This window comes from Candidatus Zixiibacteriota bacterium (assembly GCA_022865345.1).
Classification (GTDB): Bacteria; Zixibacteria; MSB-5A5; order MSB-5A5; family RBG-16-43-9; genus RBG-16-43-9.
Map to the genome: position 1 here is coordinate 1 of JALHSU010000107.1, position 1536 is coordinate 1536.

A 1536-nucleotide genomic window follows, 5' to 3' on the forward strand; every position below is an offset into this window, starting at 1 on the left:
CTCTATTCTTCAAGCTACAACAGCATTTCCGGTAACAACATAACAGACAACGATCTAGGCATCTGGATTTGGCCTTCCTCAGACTGTAACAGCATTTCTGGTAACAACATAACAAACAACGGGTATGGTGTCTTTCTTCGCTCTTCAAGCAACAGCGTAAGCGGAAACAACATAACAAACAACGAGTACGGCATATATCTCACCGCTTCTTCAAACAACAGCATTTTCCACAACATTTTTGTCAACAATAACGTCCAAGTTTATTCCAGCGGCTCAGCGAATGCTTGGGATGACGGTTACGCTTCTGGCGGAAACTACTGGAGCGACTACAACGGCACAGACTTGTACAGTGGCCCATACCAGAATCAAACTGGAAGCGACGGAATAGGCGACACACCCTACGTTATTGACGCGAGCAATCAAGACAACTACCCCCTCATGGCACCTTGGGGCGCGCTTACTGTTGACTGGTGGCCCATGTTCCACCACGACCTAGGTCACAGCGGATTCTCCTCTTCAAGCGGGCCAACCACAAACCACACACTATGGAGCTACGCAACAGGCAGATATGTTGAGTCTTCTCCTGCTGTTGCCGACGGTAGAGTTTATGTTGGATCAGACGATTGGAAGGTTTACTGTTTGTCTGCTTCTACTGGTGCCTTCATATGGAGCTACGCAACAGGCAGCATGGCGTCTTCTTCTCCTGCTGTTGCTGGCGGCATGGTCTACGTGGGCTCATTTGATGGCAATGTTTACTGTCTGGTTGCTTCTACTGGTGCTTTCATATGGAGCTACGCAACAGACAGCAGTGTGCTTTCTTCTCCCGCTGTTGCTGGCGGACTGGTCTACATTGGCTCATATGATGGCAAGGTTTACTGTTTGGATGCTTCTACTGGAACGAAACTTTGGAGCTACGCGACAGGCAATATTGTTTTGTCTTCTCCCGCTGTTGCTGGCGGACTGGTCTACGTGGGCTCATATGATGGTAGTGTTTACTGTTTGTCTGCTTCTACTGGAACGAAACTTTGGAGCTACGCAACAGGCGGCTGTGTGTATTCTTCTCCTGCTGTTGCTGGTGGCAGAGTTTACGTGGGCTCAGAGGATGGTAGTGTTTACTGTTTGTCTGCTTCTACTGGTGCTTTTATATGGAGCTACGGAACAGGCGATATTGTTTTGTCTTCTCCCGCTGTTGCTGGCGGACTGGTCTACATTGGCTCATATGATGGCAAGGTTTACTGTTTGTCTGCTTCTACTGGAACGAAACTTTGGAGCTACGCAACAGGCGGACCCATTGCGTATTCTTCTCCCGCTGTTGCTGGCGGGCTTGTCTACGTGGGCTCATATGATGGTAGTGTTTACTGTTTGTCTGCTTCTACTGGTGCTTTCATATGGAGCTACGCAACAGGGGGCGGTGTGTATTCTTCTCCTGCTGTTGCTGGCGGCATGGTCTACGTTGGCTCATATGATGGTAGTGTTCTTGCTTTTGGTCCAGTTCATGACGTTGCCGTCACGAACGTTACTACTTGTAAGGATAGC

The 1536-nt window shown here is 49.0% G+C and carries 1 protein-coding gene; it reads left to right on the top strand.

Annotation, left to right across the window (positions count from 1 at the left end; genetic code table 11):
- Positions 1-477: 477 nt before the first annotated feature.
- Positions 478-1536 (top strand): PQQ-binding-like beta-propeller repeat protein (locus MUP17_04775; GenBank protein ID MCJ7458284.1); only part of this gene is annotated, 1059 nt, incomplete at its 3' end.